Raw genomic sequence first — 19,324 nt, forward strand, 5'->3', positions numbered from 1 at the left:
TCATGCGCATCGCGATCCTCGACGACTACCAGGACGTCGCTCTGACCTTCGGTGACTGGGACTCGCTGAAGGCCGACATCACGGTCTTCACCGAACCCCTCACCGATGTCGTCGAGCAGCTGCGGGGCTTCGAGGTCGTCGTCGCGATGCGCGAGCGCACCCGGTTCCCCGCCGAGGTGCTCGATCGCCTCCCCGACCTGAAGCTGCTGGTCAGCACCGGTCCGCGCAACGCCGCCATCGACGTGCCGGCCGCGAAGCGCAACGGCGTCGTCGTGTCGAAGACCGGATACCTCGGCCAGCCGACCGCCGAGCACACGTGGGCGCTCATCCTGGCCGCGTCGCGGAACCTGCCGCAGGAGTTCCGGTCCATGCGCGAAGGCGGCTGGCAGACGACCGTCGGCACCATGCTGCACGGCAAGACGCTCGGCCTGCTCGGCCTCGGCCGCCTCGGTGCGGGCGCGGCGAAGATCGGGCAGGCGTTCGGCATGGAAACCATCGCGTGGAGCCAGAACCTCACGCAGGAGAAGGCGGACCCGCACGGCGTGACCGCGGTGTCCAAAGAGGACCTGTTCGCGCGCTCGGACGTGCTCTCGATCCACCTGGTGCTCAGCGGGCGCACCCGCGGCCTGGTCGGGGCGGCCGAGCTCGCGGCGATGAAGCCGAGCGCGTTGCTGGTGAACACCTCGCGCGGCCCGATCGTCGACGAGGCCGCGCTGGTGGACGCGTTGCGGCGCAAGGAGATCCGGGCGGCGCTGGACGTCTACGACGTCGAGCCGTTCCCGGCCGACCATCCACTGCGGACGCTCGACAACGCGGTCCTGACCCCGCACCTCGGGTTCGTCGCGCGCGAGACCTACGAGATCTTCTACGGCGACGCGGTCGAGGACATCGCGGCCTACCAGGCGGGGGAACCGATCCGGCTGATGGAGTAGGCGTGCGGCCCGCCGGGGCCCGAGGTCCCCGCACCGGCCCGGCGGCGGGCCCGCACGAGAACCATGACACCACCCGGAAACCGCACCGGGCAGGGTCCAAAGACCCTGGTCACGGCGTCCGTTCGGCTGAACGGCGCGCGCCCGCTGGTCGTGAGTGAGAAACAGGGGCGGAACACTGTTTCCCACTCACGAGAACGGGACCGCGTCCGGCGCGCAGGTCGTTCCGGCAGCCGGCGCCGCCAAGTCCGTCAAATAGCGCGTCACGGCCGCCGAGGCGCAGGCGCTCGGCGCGTCCAGTGACGTATGGCCGTACCCGTCGACGACGAGCACCCGGCCGTCGCCCAGTTCCGCCGCCGTCGCCTGCGCGTTGTGCAGCGGCGTCGCCGGGTCGAACCGGTTGTTCAGCACCAGGACCGGGTTCTTCCGCGCCCGGTTCCACGGTCCGGTGTACCGATCGGCGTCGTGCGCCGGCCAGCCCACGCACTGGGCCATCGAGAACACCGAACCCAGCCCGAAGTACGGCTGACGCGCGCTCTCCCGAGCCGCCAGCGCCGCGTAGTCCGCGGGCGAACCGGGGTTGTCGCTGTCGACGCACTGGACCGCCAGGAACGCCGCGGAGTGCGTCGGCACGTACGGGTCGAGCACCGGCGCGGCGGGGCCGGAGTCCGCCGGCATCGCGGAAAGGGTCTGCGCGAGCCGTTTCCACCGGCCGGACTGGTACAGCGCGCTGTCGACGGTCCGCATCAGCGAGCCGACGCCCGTGGTGCGCGCGGCCCGCGCGAAGATCCCGGCGAACTTCGCCTTCGGGTCACCGCCGGAGAACGCGCACTTCGGCCCGGCCGCGGCGCACACGGCGAAGAACTGGTCCAGCTCCTGCTGCTGCGCCCCGGCGACGTCGGCGCGGACGTCGACCGGCTCCCGCTCCTGCCCCGGCTTGCCGGTGGCGTTCGCGACGAGGTCGAGCGTGCCGTCGAGGACCAGCGCGCGCACCTTGTCCGGGAACAGGTTCGCGTACGTCCCGCCCAGGTAGGTGCCGTAGGAGTAGCCGTAGTAGTTCAGCGTCGGGTCGCCGACGGCTTGGCGCAGCAGTTCCAGGTCGCGCGCCACGTTGGCCGTCGACAGGTGGCTCAGCAGGTCGCCCGAGGCCGCGCAGGCCCGGCCGGTCGCCGCGCTCGCCGCGAAGAACGCGTCGGGCTGCCGCAGCGGCGAGCCCGGCGCGGGCGCGTGGTCGGCGCCGGGGCAGCTGATCGGCGCGGACCCGCCGATCCCGCGCGGGTCGAAGCTCACCAGGTCGAACCGGGCCCGGACCTCGGCGGGGAAGCGGTCGGCGAACCGCGTCAGCTCGCCGACGCCGTCGGTGCCCGGGCCGCCGAAGTTGAAGAACAGCGAGCCGAGCCGCCGCCCCGGGTCGCCCGCCGGCAGCCGGATCACCGAGAGTGTGATGGCCGGGCCCTGGGGCTCGCGGTAGCTCAGCGGCACGGCCGCGGCGGCGCACTGGAACTTCCCGTGGCACGCCGTCCAGCGCAGCACGGGCACGGCGGCGCCGCTCGTGCCGAGCGCCGGCGGGGCGGTCGCGGTGGCCGCGGACGGCGGCGGGGGAGCGGGCGCGGCTTCGGGAGCGCCGCAGGCGGCGAGCAGGAGCAGCAGCGCGGCGAGGAGCGGCTTCACGCGCTCAATTCCGCCAGCACGGCGTCGGTGTAGCGCGGCCAGACCTCGGCGGCCCAGGGGCCGAACGCGCGGTCGGTCAGCGCGACGCAGGCCGCGCCCGCGTCCGGGTCGACCCAAAGGAACGTGCCCGACTGGCCGAAGTGCCCGAAGGTGCGCGGCGAGCTGTTCGCGCCGGTCCAGTGCGGGCTCTTGTGGTCGCGGAGCTCGAAGCCCAGGCCCCAGTCGTTGGGCTTCTGGTGCCCGAACCCGGGCAGCACCCCGGAGAGGCCGGGGAACACGACGTTCGTCGCCTCGGCGACGGTGGCCGGGTCGAGCAGCTTGGGGGACTGCAGCTCGGCGGCGAACGCGGCCAGATCGTCCACAGTGGACACGACATCGGCGGCGGGCGAACCTTCGAGCGTGGTGCTCGTCATGCCGAGCGGGGCGAACAGCGCTTCGGCCTGGTACTGCGCGAAGGGGATGCCGGAGTGCTCGGCGAGGGCGTCGGCGAGTTCTTCGAAGCCGGCGTTGGAGTAGAGCCGCCGCGTGCCGGGCGCGGCCATGGCCTTGTGCGCGTCGAACGCGAGACCGGAGGTGTGGGCCAGCAGGTGCCGCACGGTGGAGCCCTCGGGGCCGGCCGGGGTGTCGAGGTCGACGACCCCCTCTTCGACCGCGATGAGCGCGGCGTAGGCGGTGAGCGGCTTGCTGACCGAGGCCAGCCGGAACTTCCGCGCGGTATCGCCGTGAGTGCCCACGACGCCGCCGTCCGCCGTCACCACGGCGGTCGCGGCGTTGTCCACCGGCCAGTCTCCGACCAAGCGCACGCTTTCCATGCGTCCAGCCTACGAAACGCCGCGAAGGCCCCCGCACCGGTGTCGGGGACCGGTGCGAAGGCCTTCGCGGGGTACTGCTCAGGCGTCGAGGTCGGTGGCGACCAGCTGGGCGACCGCTTCCACGGCCTCCTCGGCGCCCTCGCCCTCGGCGCTGATGACGACCTCGTCGCCGTACCCGGCGGCGAGCGTCATCAGGTTGAGCACGCTGCCGGCGGCCACCGGGCTCCCGCCGGCCTTGGCGATCTGCACCGCGACGGGCTGCGCCGCGGCCGCCTTCGCCACCAGCGCGGCGGGCCGGGCGTGCAGGCCCACCTTGCTCGCCACGGCGACGCGTTTCTCCGGCATGTTCGTCCTCTCGCTACTGGGGTGCTACGTCGGTACGGATGTTACGCGGCGGCGGTGCGGTCGAGGTCGGCCTCGATCGAGTCGTCCTCGCGGCCCGGGGTCCGCAGGTTGAACTTGACGATCGCGAAGCGGAACACGAAGTAGTAGATCACCGCGTAGACGAGGCCGATCGGGATCAGCAGCCACGGCTTCTGCGCGGCCGGGGCGCCGAAGTTGAGCAGGTAGTCGATCGCGCCGGCCGAGAAGTTGAAGCTCTGGTGGATGCCCAGCGCGTTGCAGATGGCCAGCGAGGTGCCGGTCATGATCGCGTGGAACAGGTACAGCGGCCACGCCACGAACATGAACGAGAACTCGATCGGCTCGGTGACACCGGTCAGGAAGGAGGTCAGCGCGCCGGCGATCATCACACCGCCGACGACCTTCTTCTGCGCCGGGCGGGCCGTCTGCCAGATGGCCAGTGCGGCCGCGGGCAGCGCGAACATGAAGATCGGGAAGAAGCCCGTGGTGAAGGCACCGGCCGACATCTTGCCCGCGACGAAGTTGTTGATGTCGCCGCCGTCGAAGATGAACCACACCGGGACGTTCAGCAGCTGGTGCAGACCGACCGGGATGAGCAGGCGGTTCAGCGCGCCGTAGATGCCACCACCGACGACCGGGGCGGCGGTGACCGCGTCACCGGCGGCCTCGATGCCGCTGTTGACCCAGTGGAAGACCAGGCCGAAGAGCACGCCGAGGATCACCATGACGCCCGCGGTGATGATCGGGACGAACCGGCGGCCGCCGAAGAACGCCAGGTAGGCGGGCAGCTTGATGCGGTGGTACTTCTGCCACAGCAGCGCCGCCACGATGCCGACCACGACACCGGCCAGCACCGAGTAGGGCCACTTGATCGGCGCCAGCTCGGTCGCGCCCGCCTTGTAGCCGGGCAGGTCGCTCAGCGGGGCGAACACCTGGACGACGGAGCTGAAGACGAAGAAGCCGACGACCGCCGCGACGGCGGTCGAGCCGTCGCCCTTCTTGGCGAAGCCGACGGCGATGCCGACCGCGAACAGCAGCGGCAGCCAGTTGAACAGCGTGCCGCCCGCGGCGCCGAGCACCGAGGCGACCTTGTTCCAGCCGAGGCCGTCCTTGCCGAGCATGTCGTCCTGGCCCAGCCGGAGCAGGATGCCCGCCGCCGGGAGCACGGCGATCGGGAGCATGAGGCTACGGCCGAAGCGCTGAAGACCGGCGAGACCGCTGCCGCTCTTCTTCGCCCCCTCCGCGGTGGTGGAGCTCATCTGGATCCTCCATAGTGGGGTGGTTGACCGGGTTCCGGGGTGTTCCGGTCCAACTGCATGGTCACCTGGTAGTGATCTCCCCGGTACCAGGACGTGATGTCTTCGATCGGGTCCCCGCCTGCGCTGGAAACCCGGCGGAACACGAGCAGGGGACTGCCGGCGCGCATGCCGAGCAGCCGGGCCGTCTCGCGGTCCGCTCCTTCGGCCCAGACCGTCTGCCACGCCTGGTCGGGACGCACGTCGTACGTCTCGGCCAGCTGCGCGTAGATGGACTGGGTCAGGTCGAGCTCGAGCAGGCCGGGAGCCCGGCCCGCGTGGTACCAGCCCCGTTCGACGGCCAGGGGCACGCCGTCGGCGTGGCGCAACCGCACCAGGTGGTGCGCGGGGGCGCCCTCGGCGAGGCCGAGGGCGTGCGCCGACGCGGTGGGCGGGACCTCGGTGGCCGCGGAGACCACCTCGGTCGTCGGGGTCAGCCCCCGCCGCCGCATGTCGTCGGTGAACGACATCAGGTAGAGCTGCAGCTCCATCCGCCGGGCCGCGGTGAACGTGCCCTTGCCACGGACGCGGGCGAGCAGCCCTTCCTCGACCAGCTTGCCGATCGCCGATCTGACCGTGAGCCGCGACACGCCGTAGCGCTGGGCGAGCTCGCGTTCCGACGGGATCGGCGCGCCGGGCGGGAGTTCCCGTTCCACCGTGCGGCGGAGGATCTCCCGCAGCTGGGCGTGCTTGGGCGTGGGCCCGTTGACGACCCGGTCGGGTGGCGGGACGTGCGCGGCCGCGCTCATCGGCGTCACCCTCCTCGTCTCTGTCGCACCGGGGGACCGGTGCTCGCGTCCGGCCCGGAACATTGGTACGTTCCGGTCTAGACCAATGATCTGATGGGGCAGGATGCTCCGCCGTGCGGACGGGTGTCAACCACCGTTATCCGTTCGTGGCCCGCGGCGGGGTGCATGCCGACGAACGGCGTAGTACAGGTGGACACGCGGTTCGCGTCAGGTTGGGAACAAACAGTGATCAAGGAGACCGCGATGGCGGATGACAGGCCCGAAAAGATCCTCGCGGCACTCGGCGGCGCGGACAATCTCACCGAGGTCGAGGGCTGCATCACGCGCCTTCGCTGCGAAGTCGAGGACATGAGCCTCGTCGACGAAGCGGCGCTGAAGAAGGCCGGCGCGATGGGCGTGGTCAAGATGGGCTCGACGGCCCTGCAGGTGATCGTCGGGCCGGAGGCGGACACCATCGCCAGCGACATCGAGGACCTGCTGTGAGCCTGGAAATCCTCAGCCCGGTCGCCGGGCGCGTGGTGCCGATCACCGAGGTCCCGGACCCGGTGTTCGCGCAGGCCATGGTGGGCCCGGGCATCGCGGTGCAGCCCTCGGGCGGGCGGTCGGACGCGGTCGCGCCGGTCGACGGCACGGTCGCGACGCTGCACCCGCACGCCTACGTCGTCGCGACCGAGGACGGCAAGGCCGTGCTGGTCCACCTCGGGATCGACACGGTCAAGGAGAAGGGCGAAGGCTTCACGCTGCACGTCGTCAAGGGCGAGCAGGTGCGGGCCGGCCAGCCGATCGTCAGCTGGGACCCGGAAGCGGTGACCGCGGCGGGCTACTCGGCGATCGTCCCGGTCGTCGCGCTGGACGCCTCGGCGGACGTTCTGTCCGGTTTGGACGCCGAACGCGACGTCGCGGCCGGCGAGAAGCTGTTCGGCTGGGACGCCTGAGTTCCTTCTGTCACACGAAGAGCCCTTGTGGACGGTGCTCGTCCACAAGGGCTCTCCGGCGTTCCCGGCTCGTCAGCCGGCGACGACCTTCCCGTTCTCGACCTTGACCGGCACGCTCGGCAGCGGCTTGTTCGCCGGGCCCTGCTTGACCTCGCCGGTGAGGGCGTTGAACACCGAGCCGTGGCACGGGCAGACCAGGTCGGCGCCCTTCGGCGCGACCGTGCAGCCCTGGTGCGTGCAGATCGCGCTGAAGGCGGCGCAGGCCGATTCGGACGTCCGGGCCACGATCACGTCGGAGCCGTCCGGTGCCTTGGCGGCCTTCGCCTGCCCGACCGGGACGTCGGCGAGCGCGACCAGCGGCGTCCCGGCGGCGATCGGCGCCTGCGCGGTGCCGGACTTGGCGTCGTCCGACGAGCAGGCGGTGAGCGCGACGGCGCCGACGGCGGCACCGGCGACGGCGGCACCCGTGGTCAGGACGGTGCGGCGGGAGTGCAGTTCGGCAGTCATGCCCTTATGAACGAGATCGACACCGCATCGGTTCAATCCGCGGTGAACCCGATCGGCCCCTGTTCCGTGTATCTACCCGAGTGGGTGTGGAGTGGAGGATCGATCATGGTGGGTTGGGTTCTACGCATCGTCGTGGCGGCCGCGCTGCTCGGCTCGGCGGGCGTGCACTACTTCCTGTGGACCGAGGACTACCCGGGCATCGTCGGGCCGTTGTTCCTGCTCGACGCGATCGGCGGCCTCGTCATCGCGATCGCGGTGCTGGCCTGGCGGCACTGGCTGCCGGCGCTGGGCGCGGTCGGGTTCGGCGTGCTGACGCTCGGCGCGTACGTGCTGGCCGCGACGGTCGGGTTCGCCGGGAACCACGACCAGTTCAACAGCCAGCCGGAGTACTGGGGCGTGATCACCGAAGCGGTCTGCATCGTCGGCGGCCTCGCGCTGCTGTTCGTGAAGGACCGGCGCCGGGTCTCGGCCTGAGTTCGTGGGAGAGGTCGCCGAAGACGCGTTGATGCGCGCGCTCCACGACGAGCACGCGGGCGCTCTGTGGTCGTACGCGCTCCACCTGACGTCCGGGGACCGGATCCGGGCCGAGGACGTCGTCCAGGAGACGCTGCTGCGCGCCTGGCGGTCGACGACGGTGCTGGACCAGTCGACGGGCTCGGCGCGGGCGTGGCTGTTCACGGTGGCGCGGCGCATCGCGATCGACGGCTGGCGCTCGGCGTCGGCCCGCTCGGAGGTGGTCACCGACCAGCCGCCGGAACGGGCGGTCGCGGACGGGACCGACCGCGCGGTCCAGGGCTGGCTCGTCGCCGAGGCGCTCGCGGAGCTGTCGGAGCGGCACCGCGAGGTGCTGGTGCTGTGTTACTTCCAGGGCTATTCCGTGGCGGACGCGGCACTGCGGCTGGGAGTGGCCGAAGGGACGGTCAAGTCGCGCACGCACTACGCGTTGCGCGCCCTGCGCCTGGTGCTCGAGGAGAGGGGGGTGACCCAGTGAGCGAGGACCCGTTCGCGACGTTCGACGCGGCGTACGTCCTCGGGGCGCTGTCCCCCGAGGACCGCCGGCGGTTCGAAGCCCACCTGCGGACGTGCGACCGCTGCGCGGCCTCGGTGCGCGAGCTGGCGGGGCTGCCGGGGTTGCTGGCGAGGGTGGACGCCCCGGCGGCCGTCCCCGAGCTGTCGGCACCCCCGCCGGACCTGCTGCCGAAGGTGCTGCGCCGGGTCCGCCGCGGCCGCCGGATCCGCTTGGCGGTGACGTCGGCTTCGGCGGCGCTGGCGGTGTCGGCGTGCGTGGCGCTGGCGGTCGTCGCTTCGGCGCCTCCGCCCGCTTCGCCGCCCTCGCTCGCGATGACGGCGCTGGGCCAGTTCCCGGTCCGCGCGGACGCCCGCCTGGACGCGTTCGACTGGGGCACGCAGGTCGACATGCAGTGCAGCTACACGGGCGACCGCAGCAGCGGCGAGTACGTGCTGGTGGCGATCTCCCGGTCCGGCGAGGAGACGCAGCTGGCGACGTGGAAGGCGGTGCCGGACAACACGGCCCGCATCGTGATCGGGACGGCGTTGAAGAGGACGGATCTCGCGGCGCTGGAGGTGCGCGGGGGCAGCGGACGCCCGTTGCTGCGGTTGACGTTGTGACGGGGGTGGGGCTCGTCCGGGACGCAGGGGGTCCCGGACGAGCCCCTTGTCGTGTCGCCCACAGGAGTGAATCCGGGGCTGGAGCGTCGCGAACGGTCCGTTCGCGACGCTCGGCGTTTGCCCTGGTCAGGTCTCCGCCAGCACCCTGGACGCATGTCCCCGACGATCTTGCTCCCCCTCGCCGCGGCAGCCGCCGGCGCCGCTACCGCACCGGTGACCGCCCACGTCCTCGCCCGGGCCCGGGCCCCGATCCCGCGCCGGCTCGCGGCCGTCCTCACGGCGCTCGTGACCGCCGCGGCGGCCGCTCGCTGGGCGGCCGGAGCCTGCCCGGCGTGGTGGCTGCCGATCCCGGTGGTCCTGGGTGTTGTGGCCGTCCCGCTGGCCCTGGCCGACCTGCGCCACCTACGCCTGCCGGACACGGTGACCCTGCCCGCGTACCCGCTCATCGGAGCCGCGATCGGCGCGGCGGCACTCGGCGGCGGAGGCCCGTCCGTGGCACTCCGCGCGGCGATGGGCGCCTTCCTGTTCGGCGGCGCGCACGCACTGGTGGCCCGCCTGGCCCCGGGCAGCTTGGGCGCGGGAGACGTGAAGCTGTCCGGCAGCCTGGGCATGGTCCTGGGAGCGGCCGGCCGGCCCCACGTCGCGCTGGCGGCGGTCCTGGCGGCGGTGTTCAGCCTGGCCCTCGCGCTCGCCCGCGCCGCCCGAAGCCGTGCCGGTGCCCGAGCCGCCGCCGTTCACCCGGCGTCGTCGGCACCAGGCCCCCAAGCGGCACCCGCCCCGAACCCGCGGCCCGCATCCACCTCCCGACCGGCACACATCCCCCGCCTCACTGCCCCCTTCGGCGGCCCCCGCGTGCCCCACGGCCCCGGCCTCCTCGCCGCCACCTGGCTGTGCGCCCTCTTCCCGGCTGCGCCATGACCGGAACACCCTTCGGCCCCGACCGGCCCCCGTGACAGGATTGAGCCCATGTTGCGCTGGATCACCGCAGGTGAATCGCACGGACCCGCGCTGGCCGCCGTGCTCGAAGGCATGCCCGCCGGCGTCGGCGTCACCACCGCCGACGTCACCGAGCAGCTCGCCCGGCGCCGCCTCGGCTTCGGGCGCAGCCCGCGGATGGGCTTCGAGACCGACCACATCGACTTCCTCGGCGGCGTCCGCCACGGCCTGACCCAGGGCGGCCCGGTCGCGATCCAGATCGAGAACGCCGAGTGGCCCAAGTGGGAGCAGGTCATGGCGGCCGACCCGGTCGACCCGCAGGTCCTCGAAGGCCTCGCGCGCAACGAACCGCTCACCCGGCCCCGCCCCGGCCACGCCGACCTGCCCGGCATGCAGAAGTACGGCTTCGACGAGGCCCGCCCCGTCCTCGAGCGCGCCAGCGCCCGCGAGACGGCGTCGCGGACCGCGCTCGGCACCGTCGCGCGGAACTTCCTCAAGCAGCTGCTCGGCGTCGAGATCCTCAGCCACGTCGTCTCGATCGGCGGTGCGGACGCCCCCGAGGGTCCGCTGCCGGTCGCGGCCGACCTGGCCGCCATCGACGAGAGCCCGGTGCGCGCGTTCAGCCAGGAGGGCACCGACGCGATGGTCGCCGAGGTCGACGCCGTGCGGAAGGCGGGCGACACCGTCGGCGGCGTGATCGAGGTCCTCGCCTACGGCCTCCCGCCGGGCCTCGGCTCCCACGTCCACTGGGACCGCCGGCTCGACGCCCGGCTCGCCGGCGCGCTGATGGGTGTCCAGGCGATGAAGGGCGTCGAGGTCGGTGACGGCTTCACCACCGCCCGCCGCTGGGGCAGTCAGGCGCACGACGAGATCGACCGCGGCACCGGCCCGGTCGGCGTCACCCGCCGGTCCAACCGCGCGGGCGGCCTCGAAGGCGGCATCACCAACGGCGAGCCGCTGCGGGTGCGCGTCGCGATGAAGCCGATCTCGACCGTCCCCAAAGCACTGTCCACAGTGGACGTCAAGACCGGTGAGCCGGCCGTCGCGATCCACCAGCGGTCGGACGTCTGCGCCGTGCCGCGGGCCGGCGTGGTGCTCGAGTCGGTCGTGGCGCTCGTCCTCGCCGACGCCGCGCTCGAGAAGTTCGGCGGCGACTCCCTCGCCGAGAGCAAGCGCAACGCCGAGGCGTACCTGAAGGCCCTCGAGGAGCGCTGGTGAGCCCTCGCGCGGTGGTCGTCGGCCCGCCCGGCTCGGGCAAGAGCACGGTCGGCCCGCTGCTCGCCAAGGCACTCGGCGTCGAATTCCGCGACAGCGACGACGACATCGTCGCGCGCGCCGGACGCAGCATCTCCGACATCTTCGCGGAAGACGGCGAACCCGCTTTCCGCGCGCTGGAAGAAGAAGCGGTCGCGACGGCGCTGGCGGAGCACGAAGGCGTGCTCTCCCTCGGCGGCGGCGCCCCGCTCACCCCGGGCACCCGCGCGCGGCTGGCCGAGCACACCGTCGTGTTCCTCAACGTCGGCCTCGCCGCCGGCGTGCAGCGCACCGGGTTGTCGAGCGCGCGGCCCCTGCTGGCCGGGGTGAACCCCCGCGCCACGTTCAAGAAACTGCTCGACGAGCGGGTGCCCGTCTACCGCGAGGTCGCCACCGTCGAGGTCGTCACCGACGACCGGACGCCCGCCGAGATCGTCGCGGACCTCGCCGCGCGGCTCGCCCCCGCCGAAGCCAAGGAGTGATCTTCCCCGTGTCCGATCCGGTGCGCATCCCGGTCGCCACTGCCCATCCCTACGACGTCGTGGTCGGCCGCGGCCTGCTCGGCGACCTCACCGCGCAGCTGGCCGACGCCTCGAAGATCGCGCTCATCCACCCGCCCACGCTGACCACCACGGCCGAGGCCATCCGCGAGGAGCTGATCGCGGCCGGTCTCGACGCACACCGCGTCGAAATCCCCGACGCCGAGGACGGCAAGGCGCTGACCGTCGCCAGCTTCTGCTGGGAGGTCCTCGGCCGGATCGGGCTGGACCGGCGCGGGGTCGTCGTCGGCCTCGGCGGCGGCGCGGTCACCGACCTCGCCGGGTTCGTCGCGGGCACGTGGATGCGCGGGGTCCGGCTGGTCAACGTGCCGACGACGCTGCTCGGCATGGTCGACGCCGCGGTCGGCGGCAAGACCGGCATCAACACCGAGGCGGGCAAGAACCTCGTCGGGGTGTTCCACGAGCCGAGCGCGGTCTTCGTCGACCTCGCGACGCTGGAGACGCTGCCGCCGAACGAGCTCGTCGCCGGGATGGCCGAGGTCGTGAAGACGGGCTTCATCGCCGACCCGCGGATCCTCGAGCTGATCGAGGCCGACCCGGCCGCCGCGCTCGACGCGACCGGCGAGGTGCTGGGCGAGCTGGTCCGCCGGTCGATCCAGGTCAAGGCCGACGTCGTGGCCGCGGACCTGCGCGAGTCGGACCTGCGGGAGATCCTCAACTACGGCCACACGCTCGGCCACGCCATCGAGCGCCGCGAGCGGTACCGGTGGCGCCACGGCGCCGCCGTGAGCGTCGGGCTGGTGTTCGCCGCCGAGCTGGCGCGCCTGGCCGGGCGGCTCGACGACGCGACGGCCGAGCGCCACGCGGCCGTGCTGAAGCTGCTCGGCCTGCCGACGACGTACGACGCCGACGCGTTGCCGCAGCTGCTGGAAACCATGAAGGGGGACAAGAAAACCCGCTCGGGGGTGCTGCGGTTCGTCGTCCTCGACGGTCTCGGCAAGCCCGGCCGGCTCGAGGGCCCGGACCCGTCGCTGCTGGCCGCGGCGTACTCGGCGATCGCGGCGGATGCTCCCAAGAGCGGCGGGAGCGTGCTGCTGTGAAGGCGTTCGTGTTCAACGGGCCCAACCTCGGGCGGCTCGGCAAGCGCGAGCCGTCGGTGTACGGCTCGACCACCCACGACGACCTAGCGGCGCTCTGCGTCAAGACGGGGGAGGAGCTGGGGATCGAGGTCGAGGTCCGGCAGACCGACCACGAAGGCGAGCTGGTCGGCTGGCTGCACGAAGCGGCCGACGGCGGCAATCCGGTGGTGCTGAACGCGGGAGCGTGGACGCACTACTCGATCGCGGTGCGCGACGCCGCGGCCCAGCTGTCCGCGCCGCTGATCGAGCTGCACATCTCGAACGTGCACAAGCGGGAGGCGTTCCGGCACCACAGCGTGCTGTCGGACATCGCGACGGCGGTGATCGCGGGCCTGGGCGTCGACGGCTACCCGCTCGCCCTGCGGTGGCTCGCCGCGCACCCAGGATGACGCTGCCGACGCTGACGACGGCGCGCCTGACGCTGCGCGGGCTGGTCGAGGCCGACCGCGAAGCCGTCGTGAAGGTGTTCTCGGACCCGGAGATGAGCCGCTTCTTCGCGGCGGACTTTTCGGACCCGGCGGCGGCGAGCGCGATGGTCGACCGCCGCCTGGCCTACCGCGGCCCGGCCGGGCAGGGGCACTGGGTGATCGAGCGCGACGGCGAGGTGATCGGCGTCGCGCACCTGCGCCCGTCATCGGAGCTGCCGGGCGGGGTGGCCGAGCTGGGCTACTACGTCGCGAGCGCGCACGCCGGTCAGGGCCTGGCGACCGAGGCGGCCCGGGCGGTGCTCGGGCACGGCCTCGACGCGCTCGGGCTCCCGGCGGTCTGGGCGCTGGTGCACGAGAACAACGCGGCGAGCCGCAAGGTGGCCGCCCGCCTGGGTTTCCTGGACGTGGGCAGCGGCATCCACTACGGCGACCTGCACCGGGTGCTGGTCGCACTGGCGCCGGTGGCGGGGCGGCCGCACCACATCGAGCTGTGGGTACCGGACCTGGCGGAGGCGGAGCGGAGCTGGGGCTGGCTGCTGGGCGAGCTGGGCTGGCAGGAGTTCCAACGCTGGCCGGCGGGAGTCAGCTGGCGCCGCGGCGGCACGTACGTGGTGGTCGAGGCCTCCCCGGCGATGAGCGCGGGGCAGCACGAGCGCACCCGGCCGGGGCTGAACCACCTGGCCCTGCACGTGGCGACCCGCGCGGAGGTCGACGACCTGGCCGCGCGCGCCCCGGCGCACGGCTGGCGCGAGATGTTCGCGGCTCGCTACCCGTACGCGGGCGGCGACGCCCACTACGCGGCTTACCTCGAGAACGACGCCGGCTTCGAAGTCGAGCTGGTGGCGCTCGAAGGCCCACCGGCGACGAGCTGACCCTCACCGGCATCGCGACCGAGGTCCGGTTCCCGGGTCTGCCGCGGCTTGTCGTGAGTGAGAAACCCTGTTTCTCATTCACGACCGTCTGACCGGCGCCTTTCCGAAAACCGTTACCCCGCCCGCGATCTTGCCCACGATCGAGCGACCGTCGACCAGGCGTGCTGTCACCCGATCGATTCAGCTCTCGCTACACTCCGGTGTCGTGCGCCCGTTTCGCCGTGCCCTGCTCGCCAGTGTTCTGGCCGGGCTGCTCGTCGCGGGGTGCACCGAGGGTTACGCCCAGCCGCAAGCCGCGGGCGAGAAACCCGCCATCGCCGGCGGGCAGCCGACCGCCGCGCCGCGGCCCGTCGATGTCAAGCTCGCTTCGGGTGACCCCCGGCAGAGTGGTGGCGTGATCGCCGCCGGTGGAGCGGACGCCGTCTACAACTACGGGCCCTCCGTCATGCTCGACCGCGGGCAGACCCGGATGTGGTGGTGCAGCCAGTACGGCGGCGCCGGGCCCGCCGGCGACGACATTCTCTACGCGCAGGCCCAGTCGATCGACGGGCCGTTCGCCGGGCCCGGGGGCGGGATCCCGGCCGCCGTCTTCTCCGGGGCGCCCGGGCAGTTCGACGGGATGCACACCTGCGACCCGTCCGTCCTGCGCGTCGGCACGACCTACTACCTCTACTACACCGGGGCGGCGGGCGACCACGCGCTCGGCAACGCCGTCGGGCTCGCCACCAGCCAGGACGGCGTCCACTGGACCCGCGCCGCCGGCGGGAAACCGATCCTCGGGCCGTCGCACGACGTGCACCGCGCCAACGTCTACGGCGCCGGCCAGCCTTCGGCCGTCTACCTCGACGGCTGGTTCTACCTGATGTTCACCGACACCACCGGCCGCGCCGCCGCGTGGAACGGGGCCGGGCAGTTCGTGCTCCGGTCGCGCGATCCCGCGTTCGGCTCCGGGGTGCAGGCACTCGACGTCGGCGGGTTCGTGCCGGTCGCGACGACGTCGGCGCCGCGTGGGCGTTCGGTCGTCGAAGGGTTCAGCGCCGACCTGATGTGGGTGGGCGCGCTCGACGCGTTCGTCATCGCGCACGAGACGGACACCGGGACCACGCTGACGTTCTGGACCGCCGACTTCACCGAGAACCCGTACCGGCCGGTGGTCGTCCCCGGCCCGTGGAAGGAAGGGCCGGGGCTGGTGCGCCGCGCCGACGGGCACGCGCCGCTGTCGTCGGCGGCGCCGTGCGACCGGGTGCCGCTCGATGTCGTGCGCGCGACCGCGATCGGCTCCGCCGGCGCGCCGACCGGCCTGCGGCACTTCGGGCTCGACCTGCTGGGCAGCCAGGCCTGCGCGAACCCGGGCCGGGTGGCGGCGACGTTCGACGGCGTGACGATGCCCTCGCCCGACCGCACGATGGACCTGGTCCGCGCCGGGCAGAAGGTGCGCGTCGACCGGCGCGGGGTGGCGGCGGCCCTGGCGGGCGAGCTGCTGGAGAAGGAACCGCCCGCGGTGGCGGCGCTGCCGGTGGCGACGCGGCTGCGCTCCGGCGCGGACGCGGTCCAGGCACCGGGCCGCGGCCTGGCCCTGGTCCTCGACGACCGCCGCCTGTGGCGCGTCCCGGACGGCGGCATCGTGGCCGGCAACGGCTCGACGGCCAAGCCCGTGACGGACGCCCAGTGGGACGGCACCCCGCAGGGCCCCTCCCTGGTCGGCTGACGCGACGACGAGCCGGAGAACCGGCCCCGGGGCTAGTTCTTCCGCGACCCCAGCCGTCGTGGACGGGGCGAGGGCGCCGCATCCGAACGCTCGACCGGCCGAGGCGAAGGCGCAGCCGCCCGATCACGGGCGCGCGGCCGGGGCGACGGCACCTCGCGAGCCGGCTCCTCCGACGCGGCCTCCTCGTCCGCCGGCCGACGGCCGATCCGCCCGCCGACGAACAACCCCAGCCCCGCCGGCACGAGCACCAGCAACGCCGAGAACGCGGCCCCGCCGGTCAACGCGCCGCCCAGCTCGGAAACTCCCGTCTGGTCGACGAACACCGCCCGGCCGATCACGTACAGGATCCCCGACACGACGCCCGCCACCAGCGCCGCGATGAACCACGCGCGGCCGCGGTCCGGCAGGCCCCGCCACGCGTCCAGCGCGCTCCACAGCGCCGCCGCGCCCACCAGGACCGCCAGGGCCACCGACGTCATCAGCGTCTGGTCCGTCGGGTGGTAGACGGCGTACTTGGCCAGCAGCGTCAGCGCCACGGCGTGCAGCAGCGCCATCCCCAGCCCGCGGATCACCCAAGCGCTCATCCTGCGGAGTGTAGGCCAGGTTACCGGCGAGTTGCCCCACGCACGCCCACTAGGCTGGGACCGTGCCCGAAACCCATGGACGACGCCGGGCGGCGCTGCGCGGGCTTCTGACCGAAGCCGGCCTGGACGCGCTGCTGGTCACCGATCTGCTCAACATCCGCTACCTCACCGGCTTCACCGGCTCGAACGCCGCCGTGCTGCTGCACGCCGAGGGCGACGCCAAGACGCTCTTCTGCACCGACGGCCGCTACACGACCCAGTCGGCCGCCGAGGTGCCCGATCTCGCCACGGTCGTCGACCGGGCCAGCGCCGCCGCCCTCGTCGCCAAGGCCGCGGAGGACCCCAAGACCTACGGGCGCGTCGGCTTCGAGAGCGGGCACGTCAGCGTCGAGGAGTACGAATCCCTCAAGAAGGACGTGCCGCTGGAACGCGCCCCCGGCCTGGTCGAGCAGCTGCGCCTGGTCAAGGACGAAGCCGAGATCGACGCGCTGCGCCAGGCGTGCGCCGCGGCCGACCGGGCGCTGGACGACCTGCTCGCCGCCGGCGGCCTGCGGCCCGGCCGGACCGAGCTGGACATCGCCCGCGACCTGGAGAACCGGATGCTGGAGCACGGCTCGTCCGCGCCCAGCTTCGCCTCCATCATCGCCGCCGGCGCGCACTCGGCCATCCCGCACCACCAGCCCACGCACGCCGAGCTCAAGCGCGGCGACTTCGTGAAGATGGACTTCGGCGCGACCGTCGACGGCTACCACTCCGACATGACCCGCACCTTCGTCCTCGGCGAGCCCGCGGACTGGCAGCGGGAGGTCTACGACCTCGTGCACGCCGCCCAGGCGGCCGGCGTCGACGCCGTCGTGCCGGGCGCCGAGGTGTCCGATGTGGACGCCGCGGCGCGCGCGGTGATCGCGGACGCCGGCCACGGCGAGCACTTCGCGCACGGGCTCGGGCACGGCGTCGGCCTGCAGATCCACGAGGCGCCCAGCTTCGCCGCCACGGGCGTCGGTACACTGTCCGCCGGTATGGCGGTCACCGTCGAGCCCGGCGTCTACCTCGCGGGGCGCGGTGGCGTGCGCATCGAGGACACGCTCGTCGTGCGGGCTGGGGAGCCCGAACTCCTCACCCTGAGCACCAAGAACCTCGTGGTCGTCTGACAGCGGCCGCGAACCGTAGATCGACACAGGAGACTGCAAGCTCGTGGCCACGACCAACGACCTGAAGAACGGGCTCGTCCTCAACCTCGAGGGCCAGCTGTGGACCGTCACCGCGTTCCAGCACGTCAAGCCGGGCAAGGGCGGCGCCTTCGTGCGTACGACCCTCAAGCACGTGCTCACCGGCAAGGTGGTCGACAAGACGTTCAACGCGGGCACGAAGGTCGACACGGCCACGGTGGACCGCCGCAATATGACGTACCTGTACAAGGACGGCGCCGACTTCGTGTTCATGGACGGCGACACCTACGACCAGATCACGGTCCCGGCCGAGGTCGTCGGCGACAACGCCAACTACATGCTCGAGAACACCGAGGTCCAGGTGGCGGTGCACGAGAACGAGCCGCTGTACGTCGAGCTGCCGACGTCGGTCGAGATCGTCATCCAGCACACCGACCCGGGCCTGCAGGGCGACCGCTCGACCGGCGGCACCAAGCCGGCGACGCTGGAGACCGGCGCGGAGATCCAGGTCCCGCTGTTCCTGTCCACCGGCGAGAAGATCAAGGTCGACACCCGCGACGGCCGTTACCTGGGCCGCGTCTCCAGCTGATGCCGACGTCGAAACCCCACCCGAACCGCGGCGGCGCGATCAGCCGCAGGCAGGCGCGCCGCCGCGCGGTGGAAATGCTGTACGAGGCCGCGCAGCGCGACACCGACGCGGTGACGCTGCTGGCCGACCGCGTGGGCGCGACGGACGTCGACCCGATCGCGGACTACACGATCAGCCTGGTCGAGGGTGTGACCGGGCGGAAGCCCCAGATCGACGAGCTGCTGGCGGAGCACGCGCAGGGCTGGACCCTGGAGCGGATGCCGAAGGTCGACCTCGCGGTGCTGCGGGTCGGGGTCTACGAGCTGCTCTGGGCCGAGGACGTGCCGGACCCCGTCGCGATCGACGAGGCCGTCGGCCTGGCGAAGGAACTGTCCACGGACGATTCGCCGCGGTTCGTCAACGGCGTGCTGGGCCGCATCGGCACGATCGCCGACCGCCTGCGCGCGGTGCTCTGAGTCTGCTGCGAGCCCCCCGACGAGGTCAGTGAGCGTCTCCGGTGCCCCACCGGGGAACGCTCACTGCGTCGGCGCAACAACACGAGCGGATCAGTCCTCCTTGGAAGGACGCGCTTCCGGCGGCAGGACGCCCCAGTCGATGAGCTGCTCGGTCAGCTCGCCCGGGGTCATGTCGTAGATGATCGCCAGGGACCGCAGGTCCTCGGTGCGGATCGAAAGCACCTTGCCGTTGTAGTCGCCGCGCTGGCTCTGGATCGTCGCCGCGTAGCGGGCCAGCGGGCCCACCTTCTCGGCCGGCAGCTGCTGCAGGCGCTCGAGGTTGATGACGATCTTGGTGGCGGGCTCGGCACCGGAGGGGACCCGGCCCTCGGGCAGCAGCTCGACCACCGGCACACCGTAGAAGTCGGCCAGCTCGGCCAGCTTCTGCACCGTGACGGCACGGTCGCCACGCTCGTACGAGCCGACGACGACGGCCTTCCAGCGCCCACCGGACTTCTGCTCGACCCCGTGCAGGGACAGGCCCTGCTGCTGGCGGATCCCGCGGAGCTTGGCCCCGAGCGCCTTGGCGTAATCGCCCATCTGGTCGTTCTCCGTTCTCCACCCCCTCCCGGTCGGGGTGACCGGTCCAGGGGACTCTTCGAGTCGAATACTCAGAGTAATGGTTACGCATTGTTGTCACCAGGTCAAGCGCGAGCTTGCCGCGAATCAGCTCACACCACCCGTAAGACTGAGCAAAGTGCCTGCTACTGTCGGTGCGAAAGCCCCGACCAGCAGGGGAACAGACGTCCTTTAAGGACCCG

Annotated in this window: 24 protein-coding genes; 16 read left to right on the top strand and 8 right to left on the bottom strand. The window is 72.6% G+C overall.

Translation table 11 applies throughout. The annotated features are described in order from the left end of the window. Positions 1-2 precede the first annotated feature (2 nt). Entirely contained in the window at positions 3-932 is a 930-nt protein-coding gene (locus AB0J40_RS02655) for a D-2-hydroxyacid dehydrogenase family protein (RefSeq protein WP_364446473.1), read from the top strand. Positions 933-1,118: 186 nt separating this feature from the next. On the opposite strand, the gene AB0J40_RS02660 is transcribed toward AB0J40_RS02655, so the two are convergent. From AB0J40_RS02660 to AB0J40_RS02680, 5 genes are all read right to left on the bottom strand, one after another. Beyond that, on the bottom strand, positions 1,119-2,600 hold the full coding sequence (locus AB0J40_RS02660) for an alpha/beta hydrolase (protein ID WP_364446476.1): 1,482 nt from the start codon (positions 2,598-2,600) through the stop codon (positions 1,119-1,121). Then, positions 2,597-3,412, bottom strand: coding sequence for a serine hydrolase domain-containing protein (locus tag AB0J40_RS02665; protein WP_364446478.1), 816 nt, complete (start codon positions 3,410-3,412; stop codon positions 2,597-2,599). The genes AB0J40_RS02660 and AB0J40_RS02665 overlap by 4 nt, the downstream gene beginning before the upstream one ends. Before the next feature lie 78 nt (positions 3,413-3,490). Then, complete coding sequence (locus tag AB0J40_RS02670; RefSeq protein WP_013224593.1) at positions 3,491-3,757, bottom strand: HPr family phosphocarrier protein; 267 nt, start codon at positions 3,755-3,757, stop codon at positions 3,491-3,493. A gap of 41 nt (positions 3,758-3,798) precedes the next feature. Next, positions 3,799-5,034 (bottom strand): PTS transporter subunit EIIC, encoded by a 1,236-nt coding sequence (locus tag AB0J40_RS02675; RefSeq protein ID WP_364446481.1) that lies wholly within the window; start codon positions 5,032-5,034, stop codon positions 3,799-3,801. Continuing rightward, positions 5,031-5,819, bottom strand: coding sequence for a GntR family transcriptional regulator (locus AB0J40_RS02680; RefSeq protein WP_364446484.1), 789 nt, complete (start codon positions 5,817-5,819; stop codon positions 5,031-5,033). Before AB0J40_RS02680 ends, AB0J40_RS02675 begins: the two co-directional genes overlap by 4 nt. Positions 5,820-6,062: 243 nt before the next feature. Here AB0J40_RS02680 and AB0J40_RS02685 point away from each other — a divergent pair, with 243 nt between their 5' ends. Continuing rightward, positions 6,063-6,302 carry a PTS glucose/sucrose transporter subunit IIB gene (locus AB0J40_RS02685; RefSeq protein ID WP_072482356.1) on the top strand — a complete coding sequence of 80 codons (240 nt, stop codon included), beginning with the start codon at positions 6,063-6,065 and terminating at the stop codon, positions 6,300-6,302. Next, a complete protein-coding gene (locus AB0J40_RS02690) occupies positions 6,299-6,754 on the top strand; it encodes a PTS glucose transporter subunit IIA (protein WP_364446486.1) in 456 nt (151 codons plus the stop codon). The genes AB0J40_RS02685 and AB0J40_RS02690 overlap by 4 nt, the downstream gene beginning before the upstream one ends. Before the next feature lie 72 nt (positions 6,755-6,826). On the opposite strand, the gene AB0J40_RS02695 is transcribed toward AB0J40_RS02690, so the two are convergent. Then, positions 6,827-7,261 (bottom strand): Rieske (2Fe-2S) protein, encoded by a 435-nt coding sequence (locus tag AB0J40_RS02695; RefSeq protein ID WP_364446489.1) that lies wholly within the window; start codon positions 7,259-7,261, stop codon positions 6,827-6,829. A 105-nt stretch (positions 7,262-7,366) separates the two neighbouring features. On the opposite strand from AB0J40_RS02695, the gene AB0J40_RS02700 reads away from it, so the two are divergent. The 10 genes from AB0J40_RS02700 to AB0J40_RS02745 all read left to right on the top strand — a co-directional run bounded on the left by AB0J40_RS02700 (position 7,367) and on the right by AB0J40_RS02745 (position 15,727). Further along, positions 7,367-7,735 (top strand): hypothetical protein, encoded by a 369-nt coding sequence (locus AB0J40_RS02700; RefSeq protein ID WP_086678274.1) that lies wholly within the window; start codon positions 7,367-7,369, stop codon positions 7,733-7,735. A gap of 4 nt (positions 7,736-7,739) precedes the next feature. Beyond that, positions 7,740-8,252 (top strand): sigma-70 family RNA polymerase sigma factor, encoded by a 513-nt coding sequence (locus AB0J40_RS02705; protein ID WP_364446492.1) that lies wholly within the window; start codon positions 7,740-7,742, stop codon positions 8,250-8,252. Continuing rightward, positions 8,249-8,890 (top strand): zf-HC2 domain-containing protein, encoded by a 642-nt coding sequence (locus tag AB0J40_RS02710; RefSeq protein WP_364446495.1) that lies wholly within the window; start codon positions 8,249-8,251, stop codon positions 8,888-8,890. Before AB0J40_RS02705 ends, AB0J40_RS02710 begins: the two co-directional genes overlap by 4 nt. Positions 8,891-9,043: 153 nt before the next feature. After that, a complete protein-coding gene (locus AB0J40_RS02715; RefSeq protein ID WP_364446498.1) occupies positions 9,044-9,808 on the top strand; it encodes a prepilin peptidase in 765 nt (254 codons plus the stop codon). 48 nt (positions 9,809-9,856) lie between these two features. Continuing rightward, complete coding sequence (gene aroC / locus AB0J40_RS02720) at positions 9,857-11,044, top strand: chorismate synthase (protein WP_364446501.1); 1,188 nt, start codon at positions 9,857-9,859, stop codon at positions 11,042-11,044. Next, the gene (locus AB0J40_RS02725; RefSeq protein WP_364446504.1) at positions 11,041-11,562 is read left to right on the top strand and encodes a shikimate kinase; all 522 of its coding nucleotides are present in this window, start codon (positions 11,041-11,043) and stop codon (positions 11,560-11,562) included. Before aroC ends, AB0J40_RS02725 begins: the two co-directional genes overlap by 4 nt. A gap of 8 nt (positions 11,563-11,570) precedes the next feature. Then, positions 11,571-12,680 carry a 3-dehydroquinate synthase gene (gene aroB / locus AB0J40_RS02730; protein ID WP_364446506.1) on the top strand — a complete coding sequence of 370 codons (1,110 nt, stop codon included), beginning with the start codon at positions 11,571-11,573 and terminating at the stop codon, positions 12,678-12,680. Further along, entirely contained in the window at positions 12,677-13,108 is a 432-nt protein-coding gene (aroQ, locus tag AB0J40_RS02735; RefSeq protein ID WP_086671145.1) for a type II 3-dehydroquinate dehydratase, read from the top strand. Before aroB ends, aroQ begins: the two co-directional genes overlap by 4 nt. After that, positions 13,105-14,019, top strand: a complete 915-nt coding sequence (locus tag AB0J40_RS02740) for a GNAT family N-acetyltransferase (protein ID WP_364446509.1) — start codon at positions 13,105-13,107, stop codon at positions 14,017-14,019. Before aroQ ends, AB0J40_RS02740 begins: the two co-directional genes overlap by 4 nt. A 226-nt stretch (positions 14,020-14,245) precedes the next feature. Beyond that, a complete protein-coding gene (locus tag AB0J40_RS02745; RefSeq protein WP_364447292.1) occupies positions 14,246-15,727 on the top strand; it encodes a beta-xylosidase in 1,482 nt (493 codons plus the stop codon). Between the two features lie 32 nt (positions 15,728-15,759). Here the strand turns inward: AB0J40_RS02745 and AB0J40_RS02750 are convergent, their stop codons facing one another. After that, complete coding sequence (locus AB0J40_RS02750) at positions 15,760-16,311, bottom strand: B-4DMT family transporter (protein ID WP_364446511.1); 552 nt, start codon at positions 16,309-16,311, stop codon at positions 15,760-15,762. 62 nt (positions 16,312-16,373) lie between these two features. On the opposite strand from AB0J40_RS02750, the gene AB0J40_RS02755 reads away from it, so the two are divergent. Genes AB0J40_RS02755 through nusB form a run of 3 tightly spaced genes read left to right on the top strand, consistent with a single transcriptional unit; the run spans position 16,374 to position 18,524 of the window. Beyond that, positions 16,374-17,462, top strand: coding sequence for a Xaa-Pro peptidase family protein (locus tag AB0J40_RS02755; RefSeq protein WP_364446514.1), 1,089 nt, complete (start codon positions 16,374-16,376; stop codon positions 17,460-17,462). Between the two features lie 43 nt (positions 17,463-17,505). Then, entirely contained in the window at positions 17,506-18,069 is a 564-nt protein-coding gene (efp, locus tag AB0J40_RS02760; RefSeq protein ID WP_125315891.1) for an elongation factor P, read from the top strand. Beyond that, a complete protein-coding gene (gene nusB / locus AB0J40_RS02765; protein WP_285453753.1) occupies positions 18,069-18,524 on the top strand; it encodes a transcription antitermination factor NusB in 456 nt (151 codons plus the stop codon). The genes efp and nusB overlap by 1 nt, the downstream gene beginning before the upstream one ends. 90 nt (positions 18,525-18,614) lie before the next feature. On the opposite strand, the gene AB0J40_RS02770 is transcribed toward nusB, so the two are convergent. Then, positions 18,615-19,103, bottom strand: coding sequence for a helix-turn-helix domain-containing protein (locus AB0J40_RS02770; RefSeq protein WP_003096372.1), 489 nt, complete (start codon positions 19,101-19,103; stop codon positions 18,615-18,617). Positions 19,104-19,324 lie beyond the last annotated feature (221 nt).

It is taken from the genome of Amycolatopsis sp. NPDC049691, assembly GCF_040675005.1.
Classification (GTDB): domain Bacteria; phylum Actinomycetota; class Actinomycetes; order Mycobacteriales; family Pseudonocardiaceae; genus Amycolatopsis.

Coding starts and splice junctions, on each gene's coding strand:
- AB0J40_RS02655 (WP_364446473.1), top strand. CDS start 3: ATGCGCATCGCGATCCTCGACGACTACCAGGACGTCGCTCTGACCTTC.
- AB0J40_RS02675 (WP_364446481.1), bottom strand. CDS start 5,034: ATGAGCTCCACCACCGCGGAGGGGGCGAAGAAGAGCGGCAGCGGTCTC.
- AB0J40_RS02715 (WP_364446498.1), top strand. CDS start 9,044: ATGTCCCCGACGATCTTGCTCCCCCTCGCCGCGGCAGCCGCCGGCGCC.
- AB0J40_RS02670 (WP_013224593.1), bottom strand. CDS start 3,757: ATGCCGGAGAAACGCGTCGCCGTGGCGAGCAAGGTGGGCCTGCACGCC.
- aroC (WP_364446501.1), top strand. CDS start 9,857: ATGTTGCGCTGGATCACCGCAGGTGAATCGCACGGACCCGCGCTGGCC.
- nusB (WP_285453753.1), top strand. CDS start 18,069: ATGCCGACGTCGAAACCCCACCCGAACCGCGGCGGCGCGATCAGCCGC.
- AB0J40_RS02695 (WP_364446489.1), bottom strand. CDS start 7,261: ATGACTGCCGAACTGCACTCCCGCCGCACCGTCCTGACCACGGGTGCC.
- AB0J40_RS02740 (WP_364446509.1), top strand. CDS start 13,105: ATGACGCTGCCGACGCTGACGACGGCGCGCCTGACGCTGCGCGGGCTG.
- AB0J40_RS02700 (WP_086678274.1), top strand. CDS start 7,367: ATGGTGGGTTGGGTTCTACGCATCGTCGTGGCGGCCGCGCTGCTCGGC.
- AB0J40_RS02680 (WP_364446484.1), bottom strand. CDS start 5,819: ATGAGCGCGGCCGCGCACGTCCCGCCACCCGACCGGGTCGTCAACGGG.
- AB0J40_RS02665 (WP_364446478.1), bottom strand. CDS start 3,412: ATGGAAAGCGTGCGCTTGGTCGGAGACTGGCCGGTGGACAACGCCGCG.
- AB0J40_RS02685 (WP_072482356.1), top strand. CDS start 6,063: ATGGCGGATGACAGGCCCGAAAAGATCCTCGCGGCACTCGGCGGCGCG.
- AB0J40_RS02770 (WP_003096372.1), bottom strand. CDS start 19,103: ATGGGCGATTACGCCAAGGCGCTCGGGGCCAAGCTCCGCGGGATCCGC.
- AB0J40_RS02750 (WP_364446511.1), bottom strand. CDS start 16,311: ATGAGCGCTTGGGTGATCCGCGGGCTGGGGATGGCGCTGCTGCACGCC.